The sequence below is a fragment of the Pseudomonas sp. 2822-15 genome (assembly GCF_002742515.1).
Lineage (GTDB): Bacteria > Pseudomonadota > Gammaproteobacteria > Pseudomonadales > Pseudomonadaceae > Aquipseudomonas > Aquipseudomonas salomonii.
In genome coordinates this window covers 265,868-288,222 of sequence record NZ_LJRY01000183.1, presented here as the reverse complement: position 1 = coordinate 288,222, position 22,355 = coordinate 265,868, and the positions used below count along the sequence as shown (strand labels likewise).

Below are 22,355 nucleotides of genomic sequence, written 5' to 3'. Positions count from 1 at the left end.
GCTTGTCATCGCCGCTTCCTGCCCGGCTCTGCGATGGCTGGTTACCCAGGATCCTCAGAGTCTCACAAGCCCCTTTCGGGAACCCGGCCAGTATGCCTGAAAACAGGTCGCCTGCAATCGGTGGCAAAGCGCCGCCTACCCTTCATTCCCTCCAACGCAGCCCCAGCGCACTGCGCACCGCCACTTTTATCGCTAAAAACTGGTCACGGGTGAGCTCCGCGATTTTGTAAGTTCGTTTGCCATGACGGTCCTTGCTTTTGATTCGATCCAGTCGTCCAAGGCTTACGGTCGCCACAATGTCGCACTTCGCCCAGCAGACGGGATGTGCGCCTTGAAGATGGCTGTCGAGCTGCAGGTGATGCTCCAGTAGCGTTTGAGGTGCGGTTGTGCTCAGGGGCACTACGGTAACCAGCAATTTATTGGTGCGGTGCTTGCGTATCACAATGACGGGTCGAATCTTGATGATCTCCGGAACCTCATAACCTCGGAAATCACAAATCAACACGCTGCCCTCCTTGGGCTGGTAAAGAAGTGCCATCCATTTCACTCGCTTTGAAAAGAGCGATTCTGCGCAACTTTCTCGCGAATAACTAAGCTGGTTGCGTTACCTGATATGTGAGGCTGCCTACACCACTGCCTGGCGCTTCAGCAACTCCACAAAGGCCTTGGCCATCGGCGTTTGCGCGCCCTTGCGTTGCACCAGCCACACCGCCGTCACGGCCTCCTGATCGAGCAAGGTGCGATAGACCACGCCATCAATGCGGATGCGCTGGTAAGACGCCGGCAGCACCGACACCCCCAGCCCCGCCGCCACCAGGCCGATAATTGTCATTGCTTCTCCGGCTTCCTGGGCAAAGTGCGGGCTGAAACCGGCATCGCGGGCCAGGTTGAGCAACTGAGCGTAGAGGCCGCTGCCGTAGGTGCGTGGGAAAAATACAAACGGCTCCTCAGCCAGTTGCGCCAGGTGCAGGCCGCGCTCGCTGCCTTCCACCAACGGATGGCCAGCGTTCAATACCGCGACCAAAGGCTCGCGCATCAACTCGATCACGCTTAGAGAATCCGGCAACGGCAGCGGGCGCATCAGGCCCACCTGAATCGACTCATCCACCAGCGACTCGGCCACCTCGGTGCTGCTCATTTCCTGCAAATTCAGGTGCACCGCCGGGAAGGCTTTACGAAACGCAAAGATCGCCTGTGGAATGCCGGAGTTGAATGGCGCCGACGAGGTGAAGCCGATCTTCAATTCGCCTAACTCGCCCAGTTGCGCGCGGCGCGCCACATCGGCGGCTTTATCCACCTGCGCCAACACCAAACGCGCCTCGTGCAGGAACAATCGGCCGGCCTCGCTCAGCTCAACCCGACGATTGGTGCGCTCAAACAAGCGTGCGCCTACCTCCTGTTCCAGCGCCTGGATCTGCTGGCTCAACGGCGGTTGAGAGATGCCCAGCACCTGCGCGGCGCGGCCAAAATGCAGCTCTTCGGCGACGGCAATGAAGTACCGCAAGTGACGCAATTCCATGCAAACCTCATTAGGTCGTAAAACCTCTTAAACAGGTCGAACAATATATTGGAAAGAATCATTAGGCAGCTATATTCTTTTTCGTATTGCCAGTCCTGGCAGGCTTTTCCTCCCCGAGGTCCCCGTGAAATCTGCTGTCGCGCCATTCGCTCAAGAAGTCCCGCCCACCGCCTTGGATGAGGTGGTCGCTCAGCTCAATGACGCGTACATCGAAAAAGGCACGCCGATGTTCATGCGCACGGTGCTGGCGCTGTTCTCCGGCGGGTTTGCCACCTTTGCCCTGCTGTACTGCGTGCAGCCGATGATGCCGGCGCTGTCCCACGAGTTCTCCATCAATGCGGCGCAAAGCAGCCTGATCCTCTCTGTCGCTACAGCGATGCTGGCGCTGGGCCTGCTGATCACCGGGCCGATTTCCGACCGTTTGGGACGCAAGCCGGTGATGGTTGCTGCATTGTTCTGTGCCGCGCTGGCCACCATCGTCAGCGGCTTGATGCCGACCTGGGAAGGCATTCTGCTGATGCGTGCGCTGGTGGGCTTGTCGCTAAGCGGCCTGGCGGCCGTGGCGATGACTTACCTGAGCGAAGAGATCCACCCTCAGCACATCGGCCTGGCCATGGGCCTGTACATCGGCGGCAACGCGATTGGCGGCATGAGCGGGCGCCTGATCATCGGCGTGTTGATAGACTTTGTCAGCTGGCACACCGCAATGCTGATCATCGGCGCGCTGGCCCTGATCGCGGCCACGGTGTTCTGGAAAATCCTCCCCGAATCGCGCAACTTCCGCGCCAGCAGCCTCAAGCCGCGCAACCTGGTGGACGGTTTTGTCATGCATTTCAAGGACGCGGGCCTGCCGTGGCTGTTCCTCGAAGCCTTCCTGCTGATGGGCGCGTTCGTGACGATGTTCAACTACATCGGCTATCGCCTGCTGGCTTCACCCTACGAGCTGAGCCAGGCCGTGGTCGGCCTGCTGTCGCTGGTGTACCTGTCGGGCATCTACAGCTCGGCGAAAATCGGCTCCCTGGCCGACCGCCTCGGCCGCCGTCGCGTGCTGTGGGGCACCATCGTCTTGATGCTGTCGGGGATGCTGCTGACCCTGTTCTCCCCGCTGTGGCTGGTGGTGCCGGGCATGCTGATTTTCACCTTCGGCTTCTTCGGCGCGCATTCGGTGGCCAGCAGCTGGATTGGGCGGCGGGCAGTGAAGGCCAAAGGGCAGGCGTCGTCGCTGTACCTGTTTTGCTACTACGTAGGGTCGAGTGTCGCGGGGACGGCGGGCGGGTTCTTCTGGCACTTTGCCGGGTGGAACGGGATTGGCGGGTTTATCGTGGCGTTGCTGATGGGTGCGCTGCTGGTGGCGCTGAAGCTGGCGAAGTTGCCGCCGCTGGGGCACGTGAAGGCCTGACGCAGTCCTGCTTTTAATGTGGTAGCTGGCTTGCCTGCGATAGCAATAGTGAATTCACCACCGCCATCGCAGGCAAGCCAGCTCCCACATTTGGTTTGCGTTTTATTCGTGGTATTGCGCCGACAGCTCATGCACCGCACGCAGGAACGCGCCCGCATGCTCCGGGTTCACTTCCGGCGTGATGCCATGGCCGAGGTTGAACACGTGCCCGCTGCCCTTGCCATAGCTGGCCAGGATGCGGCCGACTTCGGTGCGGATCGCTTCCGGTTTGGCGTAGAGCACGGTCGGGTCCATGTTGCCTTGCAGCGCCACCTGGTTGCCGACGCGACGGCGGGCTTCGCCGAGGTCGCAGGTCCAGTCCAGGCCCAGTGCATCGGCGCCCGCATCAGCAATGCTTTCCAGCCACAGGCCGCCGCCTTTGGTGAACATGATCACCGGCACTTTGCGACCTTCGTGTTCGCGGATCAGGCCGCTGACGATTTTGCGCATGTAGGCCAGGGAGAACTCCTGGTACGCCGCCGACGACAGGTTGCCGCCCCAGGTGTCGAAGATTTGCACCGCTTGCGCGCCGGCCATGATCTGGCCGTTGAGGTAGCTGGTAACCGACTGCGCCAGCTTGTCCAGCAGCAGGTGCATGGCTTGCGGGTTGTCGTAGAGCATGGCCTTGGTTTTGCGGAAGTCTTTCGACGAGCCGCCTTCGACCATATAGGTAGCCAGGGTCCACGGGCTGCCGGAGAAGCCGATCAGCGGCACGCGGCCGTTAAGCTCGCGGCGGATGGTGCTCACGGCGTCCATCACGTAGCCGAGGTCTTTGTGCGGGTCCGGGATCGGCAGGGCTTCGATATCAGCCAGGGTGCTGACGACTTTTTTGAAACGCGGGCCTTCGCCGGTTTCGAAATACAGGCCTTGGCCCATGGCGTCAGGGATGGTGAGGATGTCGGAGAAGAGGATGGCCGCATCCAGTTGTGGGTAGCGGTCCAGCGGCTGCATCGTGACTTCGCAGGCGAACTCCGGGTTCATGCACAGGCTCATGAAGTCGCCGGCATTGGCGCGACTGGCGCGGTATTCCGGCAGGTAGCGGCCGGCCTGACGCATCATCCACACGGGCGTGACGTCTACGGGTTGCTTGAGCAGGGCACGAAGGAAACGGTCGTTCTTGAGGGCAGTCATGTCGGCATCCGCAAAAAAAGTGCGGGCATTTTCTCAGAGCGCGACGCAAAAGGCACGGAGTGAGCCGTGCCTTTTGTCTATCGGGTCAATTTGTCGCGGTAATGCCGTCGCAAGATCGTTCCCACGCTCCGCGTGGTAACGCCTCCTGTGACGCTCCGCGTCGCGCCAGTCGGGACGCAGAGCGTCCCTGGCTGCATGCCCACGCAGAGCGTGGGAACGATCATCAGACCTGCAGGTAATCCAGGATGCCTTCGGCGGCGTTGCGGCCTTCGAAGATCGCGGTCACTACCAGGTCAGAGCCGCGCACCATATCGCCACCGGCGAAGATTTTCGGGTTGCTGGTCTGGTGCTTGTACTGGCCTTGTTCCGGGGCGACTACGCGGCCCTGGCTGTCGGTCTGGATTTCGAACTGCTCGAACCACGGCGCCGGGCTTGGGCGGAAACCGAAGGCGATGACCACGGCGTCAGCCGGGATGATCTCTTCGGAACCCGGGATCGGCTCGGGGCTGCGACGGCCACGGGCGTCCGGCTCGCCAAGACGAGTCTCGACCACCTTCACGCCTTCGACACGGTCTTCACCGACGATGGCGATCGGCTGGCGGTTGTAGAGGAATTTCACGCCTTCTTCCTTGGCGTTCTTCACCTCTTTGCGCGAACCGGGCATGTTGGCTTCGTCACGGCGATACGCACAGGTGACCGACTTGGCGCCCTGGCGGATCGAGGTGCGGTTGCAGTCCATCGCGGTGTCACCACCGCCCAGTACCACGACCTTCTTGCCTTTCATGTCGACGAAATCTTCCGGCGACTTTTCAAAGCCCAGGTTGCGGTTGACGTTGGCGATCAGGAAGTCGAGCGCGTCATACACGCCCGGCAGGTCCTCACCGGCAAAGCCGCCCTTCATGTAGGTGTAGGTGCCCATGCCCATGAACACGGCGTCGTATTCGGCGAGCAGTTGCTCCATGGTGATGTCTTTGCCGATTTCGGTATTGAGACGGAACTCGATACCCATGCCGGTGAAGACTTCACGACGGTGGCTCAGCACGGTTTTTTCCAGCTTGAACTCGGGGATGCCGAAGGTCAGCAGGCCGCCGATTTCCGGGTTCTTGTCGAACACCACCGGGGTCACGCCGCCGCGCACCAGCACGTCGGCACAGCCCAGGCCCGCCGGGCCTGCGCCGATGATCGCAACGCGTTTGCCGGTCGGCTTGACCTTGGACATGTCCGGGCGCCAGCCCATGGCGAACGCGGTGTCGGTGATGTACTTCTCCACCGAACCGATAGTCACCGCGCCGAAGCCGTCGTTAAGGGTGCAGGCACCCTCGCACAGACGGTCTTGCGGGCACACCCTGCCGCAGACTTCCGGCAGGGTGTTGGTCTGGTGCGACAGCTCGGCGGCGGCGAGGATGTTGCCCTCGGCCACCAGCTTGAGCCAGTTGGGAATGAAGTTGTGCACCGGGCACTTCCATTCGCAATACGGGTTACCGCACCCCAGGCAGCGGTGGGCCTGGTCGGCCGAGTGCTGGGGTTTGAAGGGTTCGTAGATTTCCACGAACTCTTTCTTGCGTTGACGCAACAGTTTCTTCTTCGGATCTTTGCGCCCGACATCGATGAACTGGAAGTCGTTATTCAGACGTTCAGCCATGTTAAAACCTCATCAAACTCTTCAGGCGCATATCACTGCGGGTTGGCACGGATGCTGGAAAGCAACGATTTCAGGTTGGCAGCCTTGGGCTTGACCAGCCAGAAACGACGCAGGTAATCATCGAGGTTTTCGGCGAGGTTACGGCCCCATTCGCTGCCGGTCTCCTCGACGTACTCGTCCAGCACGTGCTGCAAGTGGTTCCGGTAGGATTCCATGGCTTCGCCGCTGATCCGCTGGATCTCGACCAACTCGTGGTTGACCTTGTCGACGAAGGTGTTGTCCTGGTCGAGCACGTAGGCGAAACCGCCGGTCATGCCCGAACCGAAGTTGTAACCGGTCTTGCCCAGTACCGCGACAAAGCCACCGGTCATGTACTCGCAGCAGTGATCGCCAGTGCCTTCCACCACGGTGTGGGCACCGGAGTTACGCACGGCGAAACGCTCACCGGCAGTACCGGCAGCGAACAGCTTGCCACCGGTGGCACCGTACAAGCAGGTGTTGCCGATGATGGCACTGTCCTGAGTCTTGTAAATGCTGCCTTTAGGCGGAACGATCACCAGCTTGCCACCGGTCATGCCCTTGCCCACATAGTCGTTGGCGTCGCCTTCGAGGTACATGTGCAGGCCGCCGGCGTTCCACACGCCAAAGCTCTGGCCGGCAGTGCCGTTGAAGCGGAAGGTGATCGGCGCTTTCGCCATGCCTTGGTTGCCGTGCTTGCGCGCGATTTCGCCGGAGATGCGTGCGCCGATCGAACGGTCGCAGTTGCAGATATCCAGGGCAAAGTCGCCACCGCTGGCGTCATTGATCGAGGAACTGGCCAGCTCGACCATCTTCTCGGCCAACAGGCCTTTGTCGAACGGCGGGTTGCGGTCCACCTGGCAGAATTGTGGCTTGTCTGCCGGGATGTGATCGCTGCCCAACAGCGGCGTCAGGTCCAGGTGCTGTTGCTTGGCGGTCTGGCCTTCGAGGATATCGAGCAGGTCGGTACGACCGATCAGTTCTTCCAGCGAACGCACGCCCAGCTTGGCCAGCCACTCACGGGTCTCTTCGGCGACGTAGGTGAAGAAGTTCACCACCATGTCGACGGTGCCGATGTAGTGATCCTTGCGCAGCTTCTCGTTCTGAGTGGCGACGCCGGTGGCGCAGTTGTTCAGGTGGCAGATGCGCAGGTATTTGCAACCCAGGGCGATCATGGGCGCAGTACCGAAGCCGAAGCTTTCGGCGCCGAGGATCGCGGCCTTAATCACGTCCAGGCCGGTTTTCAGGCCGCCGTCGGTCTGTACCCGCACCTTGCCGCGCAGGTCGTTGCCGCGCAAGGTCTGGTGGGTTTCGGCCAGGCCGAGCTCCCACGGCGCGCCGGCATACTTGATGGACGTCAGCGGCGAAGCGCCGGTGCCGCCGTCATAACCGGAGATGGTGATCAGGTCGGCATAGGCCTTGGCCACACCGGCGGCAATGGTGCCTACGCCGGCTTCTGCCACGAGTTTCACCGAGACCAGCGCCTGCGGGTTGACTTGTTTCAAGTCGAAAATCAGTTGCGACAAGTCTTCAATCGAATAGATGTCGTGGTGCGGCGGCGGCGAAATCAGGGTGACGCCCGGCACTGCGTAACGCAGCTTGGCGATCAGACCGTTGACCTTGCCGCCAGGCAGCTGGCCGCCTTCGCCGGGCTTGGCGCCCTGGGCAACCTTGATCTGCAGCACTTCGGCGTTGACCAGGTATTCCGGGGTCACACCAAAGCGGCCAGTGGCGACCTGCTTGATTTTCGAGCTTTTGATGGTGCCGTAGCGCGCCGGGTCTTCGCCGCCTTCGCCGGAGTTGGAACGCGCACCCAGGCGGTTCATGGCTTCGGCCAGGGCTTCGTGGGCTTCAGGCGACAAGGCGCCCAAAGAGATACCGGCGGAGTCGAAGCGCTTGAGGATCGATTCCAATGGCTCGATTTCGCTGATGGCCAGCGGCGTATCCAGGGTCTTCACCTTGAACAAATCGCGGATCATCGACACCGGGCGGTTATCCACCAGCGCGGTGTATTCCTTGAACTTGGCGTAGTCGCCCTGCTGCACAGCGGCTTGCAGGGTGCTGACCACGTCCGGGTTGTACGCGTGGTATTCGCCGCCGTGCACGAACTTGAGCAGGCCGCCTTGCTGGATCGGCTTGCGCGCGCTCCAGGCTTCGGCTGCCAGGGCTTTCTGTTCGGCTTCGATATCGACGAAACGCGCGCCCTTGATACGGCTCGGCACACCACGGAAGCTCAGCTCGCAAACCTCTTCGGACAGGCCGATGGCTTCGAACAGCTGTGCGCCACGGTAAGACGTGACGGTGGAGATGCCCATCTTAGACAGGATCTTCAGCAAGCCCTTGGTGATGCCCTTACGGTAGTTCTTGAACACCTCATAGAGGTCGCCCAGCACTTCACCGGTACGGATCAAATCACCCAGCACTTCGTAGGCCAGGAACGGGTAAACCGCCGAGGCGCCGAAACCGATCAAAACGGCGAAGTGATGCGGGTCGCGGGCAGTAGCAGTTTCCACGAGGATGTTGGAGTCGCAACGCAGGCCTTTTTCGGTCAGGCGGTGGTGCACCGCGCCGGTGGCCAAGGAGGCGTGGATCGGCAGCTTGCCCGGCGCGATGTGGCGGTCGGTCAGCACGATCTGGGTACGACCGGCGCGCACAGCTTCTTCGGCCTGATCGGCGACGTTGCGCACAGCGGCTTCAAGGCCGAGGCTCTCGTCGTAGTTCAGGTCGATGATCTGGCGGTCGAAGCCTGGGCGATCCAGGGTCATCAACGAGCGCCATTTAGCCGGAGAAACGACCGGCGAGCTGAGGATCACACGGGAGGCGTGCTCAGGCGATTCCTGGAAGATGTTGCGCTCGGCACCGAGGCACACTTCCAACGACATCACGATGGCTTCGCGCAGCGGGTCGATCGGCGGGTTGGTGACCTGCGCAAACTGCTGACGGAAATAGTCGTACGGCGTGCGCACGCGCTGGGACAGCACGGCCATTGGCGTGTCATCGCCCATGGAGCCGACCGCCTCATAGCCTTGCTCGCCGAGCGGACGCAGCACTTGGTCGCGCTCTTCGAACGTGACCTGGTACATCTTCATGTATTGCTTGAGCTGGTCGACGTCGTAGAAAGCCGAACCGTGGTCGTTGTCTTCCATGGTCGCCTGGATGCGCAGGGCGTTCTTGCGCAGCCATTGCTTGTACGGGTGACGCGACTTCAAGCGGTTATCGATGGCGTCGGTGTCGAGGATCTGCCCGGTTTCAGTGTCCACGGCCAGGATCTGGCCTGGGCCTACACGGCCCTTGGCGATCACGTCTTCAGGCTTGTAGTCCCACACGCCGATTTCCGACGCCAGGGTGATAAAACCGTTGGTGGTGGTAACCCAACGCGCCGGGCGCAGGCCGTTACGGTCGAGCAGGCACACCGCGTAGCGGCCGTCGGTCATGACCACGCCAGCCGGGCCGTCCCACGGTTCCATGTGCATCGAGTTGTACTCGTAGAATGCACGCAGGTCCGGGTCCATGGTCTCGACGTTCTGCCACGCTGGCGGAATGATCATGCGCACGCCACGGAACAGGTCGATGCCGCCGGTGACCATCAGTTCGAGCATGTTGTCCATGCTGGAGGAGTCGGAGCCCACGCGGTTGACCAGCGGGCCGAGCTCTTCGAGGTCCATCAAATCGTTGGCGAACTTGGTGCGACGGGCCACGGCCCAGTTGCGGTTGCCGGTGATGGTGTTGATCTCGCCGTTGTGGGCGAGGAAGCGGAATGGCTGAGCCAGCGGCCATTTCGGCAGGGTGTTGGTGGAGAAGCGCTGGTGGAACACGCAGATTGCGGTTTGCAGGCGCTCGTCGCTCAGGTCCGGATAGAAGGCGGTCAGATCCGCCGGCATCATCAGGCCTTTATAAATGATGGTCTTGTGCGAAAAGCTGCAGATGTAGTGGTCGGTGTCAGCGGCGTTGGAGACCGACGAACGACGACGCGACGTGAACAGCTTGATCGCCATGTCCTGATCGCTGAGGCCATCGCCTGCGATGAACACTTGTTCGATCTGCGGCAGGCGCTCCAGGGCCAGGCGGCCGAGCACGCTGGTGTCGATCGGCACTTTGCGCCAGCCAACCAGTTGCAGGCCGGCGGCCAGGATCTCGCGGTTCATGTTCTCGCGAGCGGCTTCGGCTTTAACCGGGTCCTGGTTGAAGAACACCATGCCCACGGCGTACTGCTTGGGCAGGTCGACCGCAAATTGCTCTTTTGCGACAGCGCGCAGGAACTGGTCGGGCTTTTGAATCAGCAAGCCGCAACCGTCACCGGTCTTGCCGTCGGCGTTGATCCCACCGCGGTGGGTCATGCAGGTCAGGGCCTCGATGGCCGTTTGCAAAAGGGTATGACTGGGCTCGCCCTGCATGTGGGCTATCAGGCCGAAACCGCAGTTATCCTTGAATTCATCGGGTTGGTACAGACCTGCTTTCATAGACACTTTCTCACCAGGCTGCCTCTTATACCGAGGCAAATTTCTTTTCAATTCAACCGGTTACCTTCCACGCCGAACGTACGCCGGCTTAGCGGGGGCAAAAGGGAGGTCATTGTACACACCGACACGAACGCTCACAAATTTAGCGACGAAATGTCGCAAATCTATGTCGCATTTATGAAAGGTTTAAAGCGATATGCTGTGCTAGTCAAAACTTTTTTAATTCTGACCGCTACGACTCAAAAGCTACGTGACGCAGACACCACAAAGCGCGCGGCCTTCAGGGCTGCACGCTGTGTTGTTTTTTTTGAGGTGCTGAGAGAGCGGCCTGGGTAAGGCCGCCGGGTCTTCAGCGAGCTGTTGCGAGTTCTTGTTGAACGCTGCCGACAGTGCGAGGCCAAGGTTTACCAGCCTGGACCTTCGCTGGCAAGGCCTTGATCGCAGAATCAGCTGCGGCACGGCTTGGGAAGCTGCCGTAGGTGATCACGTAGAGAGGCTTGCCGTTGAGCACTTTCTTGAAATAACGGTACTGGCCGCCCTGCTCTTTCACGAACGCCTGGGCGTTGGCTTCGGAGCTGGTGCCCAGTATCTGCACCACGAAATTACCCGTTGGCTGGCTGGTGTACCAGCTGCTGCCGGCGGCGGCAGGCGCAGCGGCCTTGGCAACGGCGGCAGGTTTTTCAGCAGGCTTGGCGGCCGGTGCCGGCTTGGCCACTGGCGCAGGCACAACAGGCTTGGCAACTGGAGCAGGCTTGGCAGTGGCGACGGTCGGCGCCGGCGTCGGCTTGGCGACCGGAGCGGCTGCCGGGCCAGCCGGGACGCCGGCAGGCGGTGCGGTGGTGGTCACGGTGGGCGGCGTGGCGCTGGAGCCTTCCACCGGCACACCGTCATCACCTTCGGAGATACCACCGGCGGCTTCAGCGAGCGGGCCGCGCATCACCGGCTGGCCGACCATCGGCAGGTTGGTCGGTTGGCCGGAATTGGCGAATTCGACATTTGGCGTGGGCTTGCCCAGTGGCAACTGCGCCTGTTCGGTTGGCGCGCCGGCAGTGGCGGGTGCCTTGCTGCGACCCGGGATCAACCAGGCAGCAGCGACAGCGACCACGACAACGGCAGAAATCGCCAATACGTGCTTCTTAGGCATAGTAAACCCCATCTTTGGACGCTTAACCGCAGAGCGGCTGGCAATCATGGCTTCGATCAAGGCATCGCGGGCAACCTGGTTGATGGTGCCAGGCCAGCCGCCTGCGCTTTCGTGAATATCAGAGATCTGATTTGCCGTGAAAAGTTCGATACCGGCACCGGCGCCTTCGAGGCGTTGAGCCAGGTATTCGCGGGTTTCTTCCTCTTCGTAAGGCTGCAGCTCGATGACGTGGAACAGCTCCTGCTCGCCACTGATCTGCTCCAGATCAGCGATCAGCGACGACTCGCCAAACAGGAACACATGCGGGCGACCTTCCGGCGTACCGGCAGCCAGCGCCAGCAGCGCTTCCAGGGCAGATTCGTCGAGCTGCTCGGCATCGTCCACCAGCAAGTAGACTTCCTGGCCGGTCAGACCCAACTGCACAACCTGCTTGAGGATCGCGTTCGGCTCGGCATTGGCAACGTTCAGCGCCTGGGCCACTTGACGCAGTACGCCGGCCGCATCACCGGCACCACGGGCCGACACCACCACGCTCTGTACCGATTGCTTGTTGGTGCTGGCAACCAGCGCCTGGCGAAGCAGGGTTTTGCCGCTGCCCAACGGGCCGGTCACTACCAGCAACAGTTGGCTGTAGCGCGCCAGGTGGTGCAACTGACCGAGCACCGGCTTGCGCTGGGCCGGGAAGAATTTGAAGCCCGGCACCCGTGGAGCAAAAGGGTCGTGGCTTAACTGGTAGTGGCCGAGGAACGCCTCGTCGGCATGCAAACTAGTCATCGGGATCTTATTAACCTTTAAGCTGGGCCAGGGCGCGGTAATCCGCTCCCAGCGTGGCCTGTAAAATCTCTTTCGGATAATCGTCGGTCACTACCGCTTCACCCATATGGCGCAGCAGCACCAGTCGCAGGCGACCGTCGATCACTTTCTTGTCGATTGCCATATGTTCGAGGAAATCCGCCTCGGTCATCTCTTCCGGCGGAATAACCGGCAAACCGGCGCGCTGGAACAGATGGATGCCGCGATCACGCTCCTGGGCGCTGATCCAGCCCAGGCGCTGCGACATTTCCAGTGCCATTACTGTGCCAGCCGCCACGGCTTCCCCGTGCAACCACACACCATAGCCCATGTGCGTTTCGATCGCATGGCCGAAGGTGTGGCCAAGGTTCAGGGTGGCGCGCACACCGGACTCCCGTTCGTCGGCATTCACCACCAGCGCCTTGGCGGCGCATGAGCGGGAAATCGCTTCGGTCAGTGCCACCTGGTCCAGGGCACGCAGGGCGTCCATGTGTTCTTCGAGCCAGGTCAGGAACGGCTCGTCACAAATCAGCCCGTACTTGATGACCTCCGCCAAACCGGCCGACAGCTCGCGCGGCGGCAAGGTGTTGAGGGTCGCGGTGTCGATCAGAACGGCTTGTGGTTGGTAGAACGCACCCACCATGTTCTTGCCCAGCGGGTGGTTGATGCCGGTCTTGCCGCCCACCGACGAATCGACCTGGGACAACAAGGTGGTCGGCACCTGGATAAAGTCCACGCCGCGCTGGTAGCACGCTGCGGCAAAGCCGGCCATGTCGCCGATCACACCGCCGCCCAGGGCGACCACCGTGGTACGCCGGTCATGCCGTGCAGTCAGCAGGCCGTCAAAGATCAGTTGCAGGGTTTCCCAGTTCTTGTGGGCCTCACCGTCAGGCAGGATCACCGAAATCACCGAGTAGGCCGCAAGGCTGCGGCTCAGACGCTCAAGATACAGCGGCGCGACCGTTTCATTGGAGATGATCGCCACTTGCCGACCGGCAATGTGCGGTGCGAGCAACTCGGGCAGGTCCAACAGACCTTCGCCAATATGGATTGGGTAGCTGCGCTCGCCTAGATCGACCTTAAGTGTCTGCATGTGTCCCCGCGTGAAGAAATATGTACGATCGGCAACGCTCGGAATTTCGTCGCCTGATGGCTCTGCGCCATACCCCGAAGGGTGATGCGCGCCGCCGAGAATAGCGCATTTCGGGCCTGGCTTTAACGGGGTGGCAACTGCTGCAAACGCTCAAGAATGTCGAGAACCACCATTCGAGGCGGCCGCTCATCGGTTTCGACCACCAGATCGGCGATTTCCCGATACAGCGGATCGCGCAGCGTGAGCAAGTCCCTCAAGGTTTTTGCCGGGTCTGCGGTGCGCAGCAATGGGCGATTGCGATCGCGGGCGGTACGCCCTACCTGCTGCTCGACCGATGCATGCAAATAGACCACGCGACCACCGGCATGCAGCGCCCGGCGGTTTTCATCGCGCATCACTGCACCGCCGCCGGTGGCCAATACCACGCCATCGCAGCCGCACAGCTCGGCAATCATCGCCTGCTCGCGGTCGCGAAAGCCCAGTTCGCCTTCCTTATCGAAGATCCATGGGATATTGGCACCCGTGCGCAATTCAATTTCCTTGTCGGAATCTTTGAACGGCAGGCGCAGCTCTTTGGCCAGCAAACGGCCGATGGTGCTTTTTCCAGCCCCCATCGGTCCTACAAGAATCAAATTTCGCACAGAATCAACGACTCACAGCAATCGCCTGGTTATTCATAATACGCGGAGTCAGGAATACCAGCAGCTCGGATTTTTTCTCCGCCAGCACATCGCGCCGGAAAAGGCGGCCAAGATACGGCACATCGCCCAAAAATGGCACTTTATCTACCACTTTGCTTTGGGTATTGGAGAAAACCCCGCCAATGACGATGGTCTCGCCATCCTTGACCCGCACCTTGGCGTTGACCTCGTTTTTCTTGATCGGCGGTACGTCGTTGAGCTTGTTCAGGTAGTCAGGCTCATCCTTGGTGACCTTGACCTCCATGATCACCCAGCCGTCCGGGGTGATTTGCGGGGTCACCTCCAGCGACAGCGAGGCCTCCTTGAACGACACCGAAGTGGCCCCACGCGAGCTGGACTCCTGATAAGGAATCTCGGTGCCCTTGAGGATGCGCGCGGTTTCCTTGTCGGAAGTGACCACCTTGGGCTGTGAGACGATCTCGCCGTTGCCGGTTTTTTCCATGGCCGTCAGCTCCAGGTCCAGCAACAGGTTGTCGGTAATAAAAGCGATGCCCAGGCCAGCCGTACCGGCAAGCGAGCCCATATCGACAAACGGCGAACTGGGCGGATTCTCCGGTGGCTCCGCGCCCTCGGCCAACTCTTTGCTGATACCGCCCGCGCCCCAGTTGCCGCGATTGAGCCGCCCGCCCCAGCGCACGCCCAGGCTTTTGTCGTAATCGACATTGGCTTCGACAATCCGCGCCTCGATCATCACTTGGCGTACCGGCACATCCAACTGCGTCACGATGCGCCGCAGCTCGTCAATTCGCTCGCGGGTCTGGTAGGCGATAATGTTGTTGGTGCGATCATCGACCGCCACCGAGCCGCGCTCATCGGTAAAGCCGTCAACGCCTGTCACCGACTGAAACAGCTTGGCCAGGTCCGCCGCCTTGGCGTAATTGACCTGCAACAGCTCGCGCCGCAAGGGCGCCAGCTCTTCCATCTGCTTGCGCGACTCCAGCGCCAGCAGCTCGCGGGCCGCCAACTCTTCGGCAGGCGCCACCAGCAAAACGCCGGCCTTCACGCGCTTATCCAAGCCTTTGGTTTGCAGCACCAGATCCAGCGCCTGATCCCAGGGCACGTCCTTGAGCCGCAAAGTGATCGAGCCTTGCACTTCATCACTGGCCACCAGATTAAGCCCGGCCACATCCGCAATTTGCTGCAACACGGCGCGCAAATCGATGTTCTGGAAGTTGAGGGTCAGCGTGTCGCCGTTGTAGGCGCCACTGGGAACCACGCTGCCAGGAGGCGGCAGTTGGATCAGATCGACGCGATTGGGCACAGCAAATGCCATCGGTGCCGTGAACGCTATCCATAGCGCCACACCGAAGGACGAGAAAGTCCTTTTCATTGTTTGATTCCGTTATGAGTTGACGTTTAACACCAGGGTTCGCGAACGCGCAAGCCATGCGCCCTGTTCGTCCGGGAACAGTTCGACCAGTTCGATATGGCCGGAATGAATGGCCGTGACCCGGCCATGGTTAGGCCCCAGGTAGTCGCCAACCGCCAGCCGGTGCAAGCCAGAAGGTGTGCGCAGCAGGGCGAAGGTTTGCAGGCCATGGGGCAGTGCTTCGACCGACACCGCATTGATTGAAAGCGTGCCGACCATTTCGAACTGGTCGACGGCCAGGCCTTCCAGCGTGCCGCGCTTGCGCGCCAGGTCCGGCGCAAGAGCGGGTTGGCCCGGCATGTGGTCGACCTGCGCCGCAGGCGGCTGGAACGGGTCACGCAGGGACGCAGCGTCGTAGACAAAGTGCGACCCCGGCTCGACAGCCGCCCCGGACGTGCCGCGCGCGGACATGCCACGATAAGTCTTGGCCAGCAAATCAAGGCGCAATAACGCCCCTTCAGATCGAAGCACCACATCATGCACAGTGACGATCCGCGGCAAGCCACCCAGGGCACTCACGAAGCTCGCCAGGTCGTGGTAGGCGCCAAACACACCGACTTGTACCGGTTCCTCGATGTAGAACGGCTGCGCCTGTTCATCCAGCACCGTGACACCTTCGACCACCAAACCGTTGGCCGCCGCCAGCCGCGCCATGTCTTCGAGCAAGCCCGGCATGTCCGATTCGCCGGGCAGCTGCCGTAACAGCTCGGCAACCTGCGCCTGGACTCTTTGGGCCTGATGGGCGCGCGCCTCAAGATCGGCGGCCAGGCCGGTCTTTTGCGTCAGTTGCTGTTGCAACGTCAGCGTCTGCGCTTGCAGCCCGTGCAACTGTTCCCGTGCCGGGGCCAGCAGCCAACCATCGCCCACTCCCCACACCAATCCCCCCAACGCGCAGCCGAGCAGAATCCTGGCCGGTAAGGGCCATTTGGCAGCGTTGTGAGAAAGCGTGGAAAAGTCGAGCCTGGGCAGGCTCAAGGCTGGGCCTCGGTGGATTCCCCTTGGCGCACCATCAACTGGAATTCGTTGCCGCCCCCTTGGCCCTGGGCACGCACATGCTGCAACCGGGTTGCGTGGGCACCTTCAGAGGCTTCGAGGCGGCGCATCAGCTGAGCGATATCCTGGCTGGACTCGGCACTGCCACTGACACTCACCGTATTGCCCTTGGCAACCACCTCATGCAGGTGCACCCCATCGGGCACGGCACGGGCGAGCTGGTCCAATAGTTGGGCGCCGGCCGAGCGGGATTCCTGCAGGTCCTGTACGACCTTCATTCGGGCGGCCAATTGCTGGCTCTGCTCCTGCAAGTCATCGATGGTCTTGAGGCGCGAGTCCTGGATGGCGACGTTTTTGTTCAACTGGCTGTTGCGCGTCACTTGCCGGTCGATCGCCTGATCGATGACCTGGTCCGCCAGCCACACCGCCGCGAGAGCCACACAGGCGAACCCCAGCAGAAATATCAGGAAGTACTTGCGCCGCCGTTCTGCCTGCGCCTGGCGCCAAGGCAAAAGATTGATTCGTGTCATCCAGCGAAACTCCTCAGGGCCAGCCCGCAAGCAATTCCCATCCCGTGGGCATCCACGGCCCATTGTGCGCCATCGACTCGATGGCCCGGCATGAAGCTGGCGAAATCCTGACGGCAAGCGCGCTCCAATGCAAACCCTTCGACGTCCACCACCCGCGCAACCAGCCCGGCCAGGGCCAAAACCGCGGCGCGGGCCTCGACCTGCTCCTTAAGGCACGCAGCCAGCACCACCTCGACCCGCGCCGAGTCCTGGGGCGAAGGGCCGCGCACCTGAAAGTCGATGGCAACGTCATCCAGTGGGTAAGGAATGTACTGGTCGGCTTCCATCTGGATCATCCACGCCATCTCCTCGTCACTGAGCCCCGCCTCCATGTCGATCACCCGCGTGATGACCGACGGCCCCGACACCGCCACTGCCGCCTGCCGGGCGGACGTGTGCAACCGTGACAACGCCTGTTGCAGCGCCTGGGCCACCCCTTCAAGGTCCAACAATGTGCCGTCGACGACCGCATTGGCGGGCAGCCCCTGCGTGACGTATGCCTTGACGCTGTAAGCGCCGGCGGTGTGGTCCAGTTCAATCAGCTTGATACCGGTGTCATTGATGTCGACGCCCAGCAGGGTGTCGGCTTTACGCCTGAAAAATCCCTTTCGCATAAAACTCCCTAAAACTTTGCCTGTCATACCGCCTGATTGCCGCTGGGAATCGTGCATTCGGTCGACTTGTTTGGCCGCCACGAATGACGCCCCAGGCCGAAAATGCTTTAATGCCCAGCGTTTTTTCCCGCTTTTTCCTGCTGCTCGGGTCGATCCATCGTTTGCCATGCATACCCCGACGCGTAACTCATTCTTTTCTCTGGAAATCCAAAAGCCTTGATTCGTCTGCTGAAGTTTTTCGGGTACTCCATTGTCGCGATCGTCTGCGGGCTGCTGCTCGTACTCAGCGGGGCCTACCTCTACCTTAGTCCGGGTTTGCCTTCCGTAGAGGCACTCAGAAGTATCCAGTTGCAGATTCCTTTGCGGGTCTACAGCAGCGATGAAAAACTGATCGCGGAGTTCGGCGAAATGCGCCGCACACCGATCCGTTTCGCCGACATTCCACCCAATTTCATCAACGCCCTGCTCTCGGCTGAAGACGATAATTTCGCCAACCACTACGGCGTCGACCCAAGCAGCCTGGTGCGCGCAGCGACCCAGTTGGTAAAAAGCGGACACATTCAATCCGGCGGCAGCACCATCACCATGCAGGTGGCGAAGAACTTCTTCCTCACCAGCGAGCGCAGTTTTTCGCGCAAGGCCACCGAAATTCTGTTGGCGCTGCAGATCGAACGTCAGCTGACCAAGGACGAAATCCTTGAGCTGTACGTCAACAAGATCTACCTGGGCAACCGCGCCTACGGGATCGAGGCCGCTTCGCAGGTGTACTACGGCAAGTCGATTCGTGACGCCAGCCTGGCGCAGATGGCAATGATCGCCGGCCTGCCCAAGGCGCCGTCGCGCTTCAACCCGCTGGCCAACCCGGCGCGCAGCAAGGAGCGTCGCGATTGGATCCTGGGGCGCATGTACAAGCTGGGCAAAATCGACCAGGCCGCCTACGAGAGCGCCGTGGCCGAGCCGCTGAACGCCAGCTACCACGTGCCGACGCCGGAAGTGAATGCGCCGTATATCGCTGAAATGGCGCGAGCCGAGATGGTTGGCCGTTATGGCAGCGAGGCCTACACCGAAGGCTTTCGCGTGACCACGACTATTCCGAGCAACCTGCAGGAAATCGCCAACAATTCAGTACGCGACGGTTTGGTGACCTACGACCAGCGCCATGGCTACCGTGGCCCCGAATCGCGCCTGCCGGGCAAGACCCTGAGCGCCTGGACCACCGAGCTGGGCAAACAGCGCCCGATCAGCGGCCTGGAGCCCGCCATCGTCACCCAGGTGAAGAAGGATGGCGTGCAAGTGCTCACCCGCAGCGGCGAAGGCCATGTGTCGTGGGACAGCATGAAGTGGGCACGCCCGTTCCTGAACACCAACAGCATGGGCCCGATGCCCAAGCAGCCGTCGGACGTGGCGCAGGTCGGTGATTTGATCCGCGTGCAACGCCAGAAAGACGACAGCCTTAAATTCAGCCAAGTGCCTGTGGCCCAAGGCGCCCTGGTGTCCCTGGACCCGCAGAACGGTGCGATCCGTGCACTGGTCGGCGGGTTTGCCTTCGAGCAGAGCAACTACAACCGCGCCACCCAGGCCAAGCGCCAGCCTGGCTCGAGCTTTAAGCCGTTCGTGTACAGCGCCGCGCTGGATAACGGCTACACCGCCGCCAGCCTGGTCAACGACGCACCGATCGTGTTTGTCGACGAGTACCTGGACAAGGTCTGGCGCCCGAAGAACGACACCAACACCTTCCTCGGCCCGATCCGTATTCGCGAGGCACTGTACAAGTCGCGCAACCTGGTATCGATCCGCCTGCTGCAGGCCATGGGCGTGGGCAAGACCATCGACTACATGACGCGCTTCGGCTTCGCCAAGTCGGACCTGCCGCCTAACCTGTCCCTGGCGCTGGGCACCGCGACCCTCACGCCGATGGAAATCGCTACCGGCTGGAGCACCTTTGCCAACGGCGGCTACAAGATCACGCCGTACCTGATCGACAAGATCGAAAGCCGCAATGGCGATACCCTGTTCACCGCCAACCCGCCACGCGTGCCGGGCGACGTGGTTAACGGTGTGGCTGCACCCGATGGCATTGCAGCACCGAACAACGGTGGCATCACCATTGAGCCGACACCAGGCGCAGCACCGGCCGCCAATGCCACCGTGCCCACCGAACCACAGGCACCGGCAGTGGCCGAGCGCGTGGTGGATGGCCGTACCACCTACATCCTCAACAGCATCCTGGAAGACGTGATCAAGAAAGGCACCGGCCGCCGCGCCCTGGCCTTGGGCCGCGCAGATATCGCCGGCAAGACCGGTACCACCAACGAATCCAAGGACGCCTGGTTCTCCGGCTACAACGCCGATTACGTGACCACCGTGTGGACCGGTTACGACCAACCGGAAAGCCTGGGCCGCCGTGAGTTTGGTGGCACCGTCGCACTGCCGATCTGGATGAGCTACATGGGCGCGGCCTTGAAGGACAAGCCGCTGCATACCCAGGCCGAGCCGGAAGGCATCCTCAGCCTGCGGATCGACCCGGTGAGCGGCCGTGCAGCATCGCCAAGCACGCCGAATGCGTACTTCGAGCTGTTCAAGAGCGAAGACACGCCGCCGTCGGTCAACGAGCTGGGCAACGGCGTTGCACCGGGCAGCCCGCTGCCGGCGGATGAGGCGGCGCCGATCGATTTGTTCTAGTGAAATCAGTGGCCCGGCACAGCTCCCATGTGGGAGCTGGCTTGCCTGCGAAGGCGGTGTATCCGCCACTGATTCACCCCCTGATACACCGCCATCGCGGGCAAGCCCGGCTCCCACAGGGTTTACCTGGCGCCTGAAGACCGCATTCAGCCAGCCACAAAAAAAGCCCCGACTCGCAAGAGCCGGGGCTTTTTGTGGGTGCGCTACAACGGCTTAACCGTTGAACACATCATCCACGCTTTGCAGCGGGTAGTGCTTCGGATACGGCAGGGTAGCCACACCGGTCTCGATGGCGGCTTTGGCCACGGCATCCGAGATCAGGGTGATCAGGCGCTTATCCATTGGTTTCGGGATGATGTACTCACGACCGAATGCCAGCGGGGCACCACCGTAGGCATCGCACACGTCCTGAGGTACCGGCAGCTTGGCCAGTTCGCGCAGGGCGTTGGCGGCCGCCACTTTCATCTCTTCGTTGATGCGCTTGGCGCGAACGTCCAGGGCACCACGGAAGATGAACGGGAAGCCCAGCACGTTGTTGACCTGGTTCGGGTAGTCCGAACGGCCGGTGGCCATGATCACGTCGTTGCGAGTGGCGTGGGCCAGCTCAGGCGAGATCTCAGGGTCCGGGTTGGAGCAGGCGAACACGATCGGGTTGGCCGCCATGGACTTCAGGCCTTCGGCGCTCAGCAGGTTCGGGCCGGACAGGCCAACGAACACGTCGGCACCGTCGAGGGCGTCAGCCAGGGTGCGCTTGTCGGTAGCGTGGGCAAACATCGCCTTGTACTGGTTCAGATCGGTACGCTCGGACTGCACAACGCCCTTGCTGTCGACCATGAAGATGTTTTCAAGCCGGGCGCCCATGCTCACCAGCAACTTCATGCAGGAGATGGCGGCAGCACCAGCGCCCAGGCAGACGATCTGTGCGTCAGCCAGGGTTTTACCGGCGATTTCCAGGGCGTTGATCATGCCGGCCGCAGTAACGATTGCGGTGCCGTGCTGGTCATCGTGGAATACCGGGATGTCGCACTGTTCGATCAGGGCCTTTTCGATCTCGAAGCACTCAGGTGCCTTGATGTCTTCCAGGTTGATGCCACCGAAGGTGATGGAAATGCGCTTTACGGTGTCGATGAAAGCTTGTGGGCTTTCGGAGTCGACTTCGATGTCGAAAACGTCAATGCCGGCAAAGCGCTTGAACAGCACGCCCTTACCTTCCATGACTGGCTTGGACGCCAATGGGCCGAGGTTGCCCAGGCCGAGAATCGCGGTGCCATCGGAAATCACTGCAACCAGGTTGCCTTTGCCGGTGTACTTGTACGCCAGTTCAGGGTCGCGGGCGATTTCACGTACGGGCTCGGCAACGCCAGGGCTGTAGGCCAGCGACAGGTCGCGGGCAGTGGCAGTGGCTTTGGTGAGCTCTACACTCAGCTTTCCTGGACGAGGATGGGCATGATATTCGAGAGCGGCAGTTTTCAAATCAGACATATCGGCATTCCGCTTTTACTGTTGGTCGACGGACCGCCGAGGATACGCGTGTGAGAAAGTCCCCACAAGACTGGTCAGTCACTCCCGTCAAGGGCCGTGCACTAAGACTTTCGGCCAAGAGCCACGGGACATAAGGGTTTAACTGTTCACAATCGATATAAAAAATGTCTACAATTTTTTATTAAAATTGCTTTGAGTGCAGCACAATCAAATCGCGGGTGCAAAAAAGGCGCCCACAAGGGGCGCCTTTTTCAACAGCTTGCAAAAACCCTGAGGGCTTTTGAGCCTTACTCTGCAGCAGCAGGCTTCTTGCCGAAAGCACCAAAGCGATCTGCGAAGCGCTGTACACGGCCGCCGGTGTCCAGAGTTTTCTGCTTACCGGTGTAGAACGGGTGGCACTCGTTGCATACGTCAGTACCCAGTGGCTTGCACAGGTTCGAACGTGTTTCGAACTTGTTGCCGCAGCTGCAGGTTACTTCGATAGTTTCGTACGCTGGATGGATATCGGCTTTCATGGTGACTTCCTCGGGCTAGCGTGCCGCCACTCGACACTATTGTCGAATACCGCACGTAATTAGGCCGCGGATTCTACCAGACCTTTTTAAACGCGCAAGCGGCGCCTCCCGTGGTTTACCCACATAAAAGCCCCTTTCATCAGAAAAAACCCAGCACACCAGCGTCCACCTGCAAGGCCGGACTTTTATTGTG

General features: G+C 61.1%; 16 protein-coding genes. 2 read left to right on the top strand and 14 right to left on the bottom strand.

The window, feature by feature from the left end; translation table 11 throughout:
* Positions 1–142: 142 nt before the first annotated feature.
* The gene (locus AOA59_RS13425; RefSeq protein WP_099487800.1) at positions 143–538 is read right to left on the bottom strand and encodes a type II toxin-antitoxin system PemK/MazF family toxin; all 396 of its coding nucleotides are present in this window, start codon (positions 536–538) and stop codon (positions 143–145) included.
* An 87-nt stretch (positions 539–625) separates the two neighbouring features.
* Positions 626–1,519: a LysR family transcriptional regulator gene (locus tag AOA59_RS13420; protein WP_099487798.1), complete on the bottom strand. Its 894-nt coding sequence runs from the start codon at positions 1,517–1,519 to the stop codon at positions 626–628.
* 172 nt (positions 1,520–1,691) lie between these two features.
* Here AOA59_RS13420 and AOA59_RS13415 point away from each other — a divergent pair, with 172 nt between their 5' ends.
* The gene (locus AOA59_RS13415; RefSeq protein WP_371919071.1) at positions 1,692–2,918 is read left to right on the top strand and encodes an MFS transporter; all 1,227 of its coding nucleotides are present in this window, start codon (positions 1,692–1,694) and stop codon (positions 2,916–2,918) included.
* 102 nt (positions 2,919–3,020) lie between these two features.
* Here AOA59_RS13415 and hemE read toward each other — a convergent pair whose 3' ends face one another.
* The 10 genes from hemE to pilM all read right to left on the bottom strand — a co-directional run bounded on the left by hemE (position 3,021) and on the right by pilM (position 17,483).
* Positions 3,021–4,088 carry a uroporphyrinogen decarboxylase gene (gene hemE, locus AOA59_RS13410; RefSeq protein WP_034117349.1) on the bottom strand — a complete coding sequence of 356 codons (1,068 nt, stop codon included), beginning with the start codon at positions 4,086–4,088 and terminating at the stop codon, positions 3,021–3,023.
* Between the two features lie 223 nt (positions 4,089–4,311).
* Positions 4,312–5,730 (bottom strand): FAD-dependent oxidoreductase, encoded by a 1,419-nt coding sequence (locus AOA59_RS13405; protein ID WP_003187920.1) that lies wholly within the window; start codon positions 5,728–5,730, stop codon positions 4,312–4,314.
* A gap of 32 nt (positions 5,731–5,762) precedes the next feature.
* On the bottom strand, positions 5,763–10,208 hold the full coding sequence (gltB, locus tag AOA59_RS13400; protein ID WP_065930755.1) for a glutamate synthase large subunit: 4,446 nt from the start codon (positions 10,206–10,208) through the stop codon (positions 5,763–5,765).
* A gap of 349 nt (positions 10,209–10,557) precedes the next feature.
* The gene (locus AOA59_RS13390) at positions 10,558–12,126 is read right to left on the bottom strand and encodes an AAA family ATPase (RefSeq protein ID WP_099487794.1); all 1,569 of its coding nucleotides are present in this window, start codon (positions 12,124–12,126) and stop codon (positions 10,558–10,560) included.
* A 10-nt stretch (positions 12,127–12,136) separates the two neighbouring features.
* Positions 12,137–13,237 carry a 3-dehydroquinate synthase gene (gene aroB / locus AOA59_RS13385; protein WP_017138566.1) on the bottom strand — a complete coding sequence of 367 codons (1,101 nt, stop codon included), beginning with the start codon at positions 13,235–13,237 and terminating at the stop codon, positions 12,137–12,139.
* Positions 13,238–13,359: 122 nt separating this feature from the next.
* Complete coding sequence (aroK, locus tag AOA59_RS13380) at positions 13,360–13,878, bottom strand: shikimate kinase AroK (RefSeq protein WP_017138567.1); 519 nt, start codon at positions 13,876–13,878, stop codon at positions 13,360–13,362.
* A 4-nt stretch (positions 13,879–13,882) separates the two neighbouring features.
* Entirely contained in the window at positions 13,883–15,211 is a 1,329-nt protein-coding gene (locus AOA59_RS13375) for a type IV pilus secretin PilQ (RefSeq protein ID WP_099487792.1), read from the bottom strand.
* A 69-nt stretch (positions 15,212–15,280) separates the two neighbouring features.
* On the bottom strand, positions 15,281–16,282 hold the full coding sequence (locus AOA59_RS13370; protein WP_099487791.1) for a pilus assembly protein PilP: 1,002 nt from the start codon (positions 16,280–16,282) through the stop codon (positions 15,281–15,283).
* On the bottom strand, positions 16,279–16,830 hold the full coding sequence (locus tag AOA59_RS13365) for a PilN domain-containing protein (protein ID WP_099487789.1): 552 nt from the start codon (positions 16,828–16,830) through the stop codon (positions 16,279–16,281). Before AOA59_RS13365 ends, AOA59_RS13370 begins: the two co-directional genes overlap by 4 nt.
* A complete protein-coding gene (gene pilM, locus AOA59_RS13360) occupies positions 16,827–17,483 on the bottom strand; it encodes a type IV pilus biogenesis protein PilM (protein ID WP_099487787.1) in 657 nt (218 codons plus the stop codon). Before pilM ends, AOA59_RS13365 begins: the two co-directional genes overlap by 4 nt.
* 219 nt (positions 17,484–17,702) lie before the next feature.
* Between pilM and AOA59_RS13355 the strand changes: the two genes are divergently transcribed.
* Positions 17,703–20,165 carry a penicillin-binding protein 1A gene (locus AOA59_RS13355; protein WP_371919070.1) on the top strand — a complete coding sequence of 821 codons (2,463 nt, stop codon included), beginning with the start codon at positions 17,703–17,705 and terminating at the stop codon, positions 20,163–20,165.
* 213 nt (positions 20,166–20,378) lie between these two features.
* On the opposite strand, the gene AOA59_RS13350 is transcribed toward AOA59_RS13355, so the two are convergent.
* Both AOA59_RS13350 and rpmE read right to left on the bottom strand, forming a co-directional pair.
* Complete coding sequence (locus AOA59_RS13350; protein WP_099487785.1) at positions 20,379–21,647, bottom strand: malic enzyme-like NAD(P)-binding protein; 1,269 nt, start codon at positions 21,645–21,647, stop codon at positions 20,379–20,381.
* A gap of 287 nt (positions 21,648–21,934) precedes the next feature.
* Positions 21,935–22,162 (bottom strand): 50S ribosomal protein L31, encoded by a 228-nt coding sequence (rpmE, locus tag AOA59_RS13345; protein ID WP_017138574.1) that lies wholly within the window; start codon positions 22,160–22,162, stop codon positions 21,935–21,937.
* Positions 22,163–22,355 lie beyond the last annotated feature (193 nt).